The sequence below is a fragment of the Streptomyces sp. ID05-39B genome, from assembly GCF_033794725.1.
GTDB classification, from domain to species: domain Bacteria; phylum Actinomycetota; class Actinomycetes; order Streptomycetales; family Streptomycetaceae; genus Streptomyces; species Streptomyces bobili.
This window is the reverse complement of record NZ_JARGEF010000395.1, coordinates 1-4,570: the sequence shown is the minus strand read 5'-3', so window position 1 is coordinate 4,570 and position 4,570 is coordinate 1. Positions and strand designations below refer to the sequence as shown.

General features: G+C 74.0%; 4 protein-coding genes and 2 pseudogenes. 3 read left to right on the top strand and 3 right to left on the bottom strand.

The window, feature by feature from the left end; genetic code table 11:
- A pseudogene (locus tag P1P75_RS39860) lies at window positions 1–419 on the bottom strand (hypothetical protein); the annotation flags it as partial.
- Between the two features lie 697 nt (window positions 420–1,116).
- Here P1P75_RS39860 and P1P75_RS39855 point away from each other — a divergent pair.
- Together P1P75_RS39855 and P1P75_RS39850 are read left to right on the top strand one after the other, a co-directional pair.
- On the top strand, window positions 1,117–2,145 hold the full coding sequence (locus P1P75_RS39855; protein ID WP_319264567.1) for an adenosine deaminase: 1,029 nt from the start codon (window positions 1,117–1,119) through the stop codon (window positions 2,143–2,145).
- Window positions 2,146–2,183: 38 nt separating this feature from the next.
- Window positions 2,184–2,870, top strand: a complete 687-nt coding sequence (locus P1P75_RS39850) for a glycerophosphodiester phosphodiesterase (RefSeq protein ID WP_319264565.1) — start codon at window positions 2,184–2,186, stop codon at window positions 2,868–2,870.
- A gap of 50 nt (window positions 2,871–2,920) precedes the next feature.
- Here P1P75_RS39850 and P1P75_RS39845 read toward each other — a convergent pair whose 3' ends face one another.
- Window positions 2,921–3,514, bottom strand: a complete 594-nt coding sequence (locus P1P75_RS39845; RefSeq protein ID WP_319264563.1) for an NAD(P)-binding domain-containing protein — start codon at window positions 3,512–3,514, stop codon at window positions 2,921–2,923.
- Between the two features lie 40 nt (window positions 3,515–3,554).
- Here P1P75_RS39845 and P1P75_RS39840 point away from each other — a divergent pair, with 40 nt between their 5' ends.
- The gene (locus tag P1P75_RS39840; RefSeq protein WP_319264561.1) at window positions 3,555–3,914 is read left to right on the top strand and encodes a helix-turn-helix domain-containing protein; all 360 of its coding nucleotides are present in this window, start codon (window positions 3,555–3,557) and stop codon (window positions 3,912–3,914) included.
- On the opposite strand, the pseudogene P1P75_RS39835 reads toward P1P75_RS39840, so the two are convergent.
- Window positions 3,896–4,570, bottom strand: a pseudogene (locus P1P75_RS39835) (sigma-70 family RNA polymerase sigma factor); the annotation flags it as partial. The gene P1P75_RS39840 and the pseudogene P1P75_RS39835 overlap by 19 nt on opposite strands.

The window sequence follows — 4,570 nt, the reverse complement described above, 5'->3', positions numbered from 1 at the left end:
GTGGACGCGGTGGCGGGGTGCGGCGGGGGGAAGGACGCGAACGGGACGTCGGCCCGCGGGGTACCGACGGTGGGCGTCGGGGCCACGCTGGGCAGGGAGGTCACCGTCTGCTGGGCATGCACGGACGACGGCGCCTGGTCCTGCGGGGTGGGCACCTCGCTGGAGGCGATGGTGACTCCGGGGTCGTGCGCCGGGACGGAGGCGGGGGCGGGCCAGACGTCGGGGGCCCGTGCGACATCCCGTGCGTCCGGTTCGTCACGCGCGGCCGGTGCGCCGGACGCGTCCCGCTTCTCCAGCGGCACCTGGGCGGCGTACTGCGGCCCTTCCGTCCCATCGGGCACGGAGCCGGGCGCGGCCCATGGGTGCGGGGCAGAATCGGTGGGTGCGTCGTCGGACATGCGCGGGACCCCCTCAGTCATGCGTTCCGCAATGCTAAGGCCCTGGCCCGGACCGGCGGAGGGCCACCCCGGAGCGGCAAAAGGACCCGGCCGGCGAAGGAAGCCTCCAGAGCGGCGGGGGCCGCCTGGAACCGGACGGGACCAGGCGGCCCCCGACCGGCGCAGGACCGCCCCGAATCAGCCGTGCACCGCCCCGAACCCGCCAGGAGCAACCCGGAACCGGCACAGCACCGGCCCGACCCCGCCACAGGACCGGCCCGAACCGACCACGGGCCCGACCAGAACCGACGCAGGACCGGCCCGAACCCACCACGGACAGCCCGGAACCCACCAGGGACAACCCCGAACCTGCGAGGCCCAACCCCGAATCAGCCGAGCACCGCCCCGAACCCGCCAGGAGCAACCCGGAACCGGCACAGCACCGGCCCGAACCGACCACGGGCCCGGCCCGAACCCACCAGGGACAGCCTGGAACCCACCAGGGACAACCCTGAACCTGCGAGGCCAACCCCGAATCGCCAGGACCGCCCCGAACCCGCCAGGGCCAACCCGAACCGCTGGGCCCGCCCGCAGTACCCCCGCCCCTTCCCGCCCCGCCAGCAATACCCCCGCCCGTTCCCGCCTCCTCCGCCTACGATGATCCCGTCTCATCGATCAGCCGATCACCCGCACCTCCGTCGGCCCGTGTGGCCCGGGGTGCCGTCCCGGGGAGGACCCCTTGACCCTGAACGCCTTCATCGCCGGCCTGCCCAAGGCCGAACTGCATGTCCATCACGTCGGATCGGCCTCCCCGCGGATCGTCTCCGAACTCGCCGCCCGCCACCCCGACTCCAAGGTGCCCACCGACCCCGAGGCGCTGGCCGACTACTTCACGTTCACGGACTTCGCGCACTTCATCGACGTGTATCTGTCGGTCGTGGACCTGATCCGCACCGCGGAGGACGTCCGGCTGCTGACCTACGAGGTGGCCCGCGATCTGGCCCGCCAGCAGGTGCGGTACGCCGAGCTGACCCTCACCCCCTTCTCGTCCACCCGGCGCGGCATCGACGAGCGCGCGTTCATGGACGCGATCGAGGACGCCCGCAAGGCGGCCGAGGCGGACTTCGGCACGGTGCTGCGCTGGTGCTTCGACATCCCCGGTGAGGCGGGCCTGGAGGCGGCCGAAGAGACGACGAGACTCGCCACCGACGACCGGCTGCGCCCCGAGGGCCTGGTCTCCTTCGGCCTGGGCGGACCCGAGATCGGCGTACCGCGCCCGCAGTTCAAGCCGTACTTCGACCGGGCCATCGCCGCCGGGCTGCGGTCGGTGCCGCACGCCGGCGAGACGACCGGCCCGGAGACGGTGTGGGACGCCCTGACGCATCTGCGCGCCGAGCGCATCGGGCACGGCACCAGTTCCGCGCGGGACGAGAAGCTCCTCGCCCACCTCGCCGAGCACCGCATCGCGCTGGAGGTCTGCCCGACGTCCAACATCGCGACCCGCGCGGTCCGCACGCTGGACGAGCACCCGCTGCGGGACTTCGTGGCGGCGGGCGTCCTGGTGACGATCAACTCCGACGACCCGCCCATGTTCGGCACCGACCTGAACAGCGAGTACGGCGTCGCCGCCCGCCTCCTCGACCTGGACGAGCGCGGACTGGCCGACCTCGCGAAGAACGCCGTCGAGGCGTCCTTCCTCGACGCGCCCGGCAAGGCACGGATCGCCGCCGAGATCGACAGCTACACCACACAGTGGGTCGCCCCCTGACAGCCACCCCGCTCCCCGGCCACCAGCACAATGGGCCCATGCAGAACGTGACTGCCGTGGCCCACCGCGGCGACCCCTACCGCGTCCGTGAGAACACCCTCGACTCGCTGCGTTCCGCGCTCGACCAGGGCGCGGACGCCGTCGAGATCGACGTACGGCTCACCCGGGACGGGGTGCCCGTGCTGCTGCACGACGAGACGCTGAAGCGGTTGTGGGAGCGGGACCGGCCGCTGATTTCGCTGTCGGCGGCCGAGGTGCGCGGGCTGACGGAGGGCGGGGTGCCGACGCTGGCGGAGGCGCTGGCCGTGACCGAGGGCAGCCGGGTGATGCTGGATCTGCCGGGCACCCGGGAGGTGCGGACGGCGCGCCGGGTGGTGGACGCCGTCCGCGAGGCCGGGGCGGCGGACCGCGTCTACTACTGCGCCGGCGCCACCGCGATGCTCGCCGTCCGCGCCGCCGACCCGGCCGCCGAGATCGCGATGACCTGGACGAGCCTGGCGCCGCCGCGGCCCGTGCTGCTGGCGGCGGTCGAACCCCGCTGGCTCAACTACCGCTTCTCCCTGGTCGACCGGGACCTGGCCGCCCGCGTCCACCGGGATGGCAGGCTGCTGTCCGTGTGGACCCCGGACACGCGCCGCTCCATGCGCCGGCTCATCGATGTGGGCGTCGACTCGATCACCACCAACCGCATCGACGTCCTCTGCGCCCTCCGCAAGAGCGGCTGACCGGGCCCTGTACAAGAGCTACCGACCGGGCCCTTCGCGCGAAGCAGCGGCTAGCCGGCCGCGTGGGCCAGCGGCGGGGCGATCGCCTGGGCGTCGGCGCCCTCGCCCACCCACAGGCCGATCAGCAGGGCCGCCGTCGCCTCGACCAGGCCGGCCCGGTCCAGTCCGCCGGCGTCCAGCGGCTCGCAGCCGAGGTCGCGCACGAGGTGTCGTACGACGTCCAGGGCTGCCGGGTCGTCGCCGCAGAGCGGGACCGCGAGGGGACGGCCGTCGAAGACCGGCGGGGTGAGCCGCCAGACGTCGACGTGGCAGAGGTTGAAGGCCTTGACGACGTGGGCGGCCGGCGCGGCGGCGGCGATGCGTTCGGCGCCCGCCGGTCCGCCCGCCGTGAGCAGCCGGAAGCCGGGGCCGACCGGGTTGGTGCAGTCGATCAGCGCTCTCCCCCGCAGCGTCTCCCCCAGCCCGCCGACCACCTCGGCGACGGCCGCGTACGGCAGGGCCAGCAGCACCGCGTCGGTGCCGAACTCCGCCGCCTCCCTCAGCCCGCCGGCGCGGCCGCCGGTCCTCACCTCGTGTCCCGCCCGCCGCCACTGGGTGCCGAGCGCGTCCGCCATCTGTCCGGTTCCGAGAATTCCTATCCGCATACGCCTGACGGTAGGAGGCCGCTCGGGCACCATTCGGTACGTGACCACCGACGCGGACTTCCTCGCCGACTGCCGGGCCCGGCTCGCCTTCGACCTGCTCGCGAACACGTGGAACGCCGTGGTGCTGTGGGCGTTGCGCGGTGGTCCGGTCCGCCACGGGGAGCTGCGGGAGAGGATCGGCGGCATCAGTCAGAAGGTGCTGACCGAGACCCTGCGGCGGCTGGAGTTCAACGGCCTGGTGGCCCGCCGCGCGCACCCCGGCGCGCCACCCCGCGTGGACTATGAACTGACCGAGCTGGGGCGGACGTTGCTCGCGCCGATCGACGCCTTCGGTGCGTGGGCGTTCGAGCACGGGGACGACGTGCTGGCCGCGCAGGACCGTTACACGCGGGAGCGCTGAGGCACGGTCGCGGGGTCGCCCGGGGTGGCACGGGTGAGGTACTGCGGGACGGGGGCGGCGTCGTCGCCGGTGTCGCGGACGAGGCCGTAGCGGATGACGCCCTGGCCGGGGCCCCGGCGGAGGTCGTCGTCGGCCGCCTGCCAGGTGGTGGGGAAGACGGTGATGCCGTAGTCGGCGCCGCGTTCGTTCTGGGTGAGGGTGACCGTGCCGTCGACGTAGAAGTATTCGTTCTGCCACATCTGCTGGGTGCCGGGCGGCAGGACCGTGTAGCCGGTGTCGGGGCCGCCCATGCCGGTGACGGGGCCGTCGGAGGTGCCGTCGAGCGGGTCGTCCATGCGGCGGCCGCCGGCGGAGGCCACGTGGAACAGCCTGCCGTCCAGGCCGGTCCAGGACGGCATGACCAGCGCGCCGGGGCGGCTGTGCGGGGAGATCTGCCAGCGCACGAGGACGTAGCCCCGCCCGCTGAGGGTGACGCTGTCGCCGCGGTGCTGCATGACGGCCTGGCGCCCGCCCGTACTGGTGATCCCCGGCTCGGGGCGGCGGGGCAGTTCGGCCGGGCGGGTGTCCCGTGCGGGCGCGCTGTCGACGGCATCGACGACGCTGCCGTACAGGGCGGCGGCCTTCTGCTCGGTGGCCGACGGTGAGGGGGCCGGGGT

Coding starts and splice junctions, on each gene's coding strand:
- P1P75_RS39845 (WP_319264563.1), bottom strand. CDS start 3,514: ATGCGGATAGGAATTCTCGGAACCGGACAGATGGCGGACGCGCTCGGC.
- P1P75_RS39850 (WP_319264565.1), top strand. CDS start 2,184: ATGCAGAACGTGACTGCCGTGGCCCACCGCGGCGACCCCTACCGCGTC.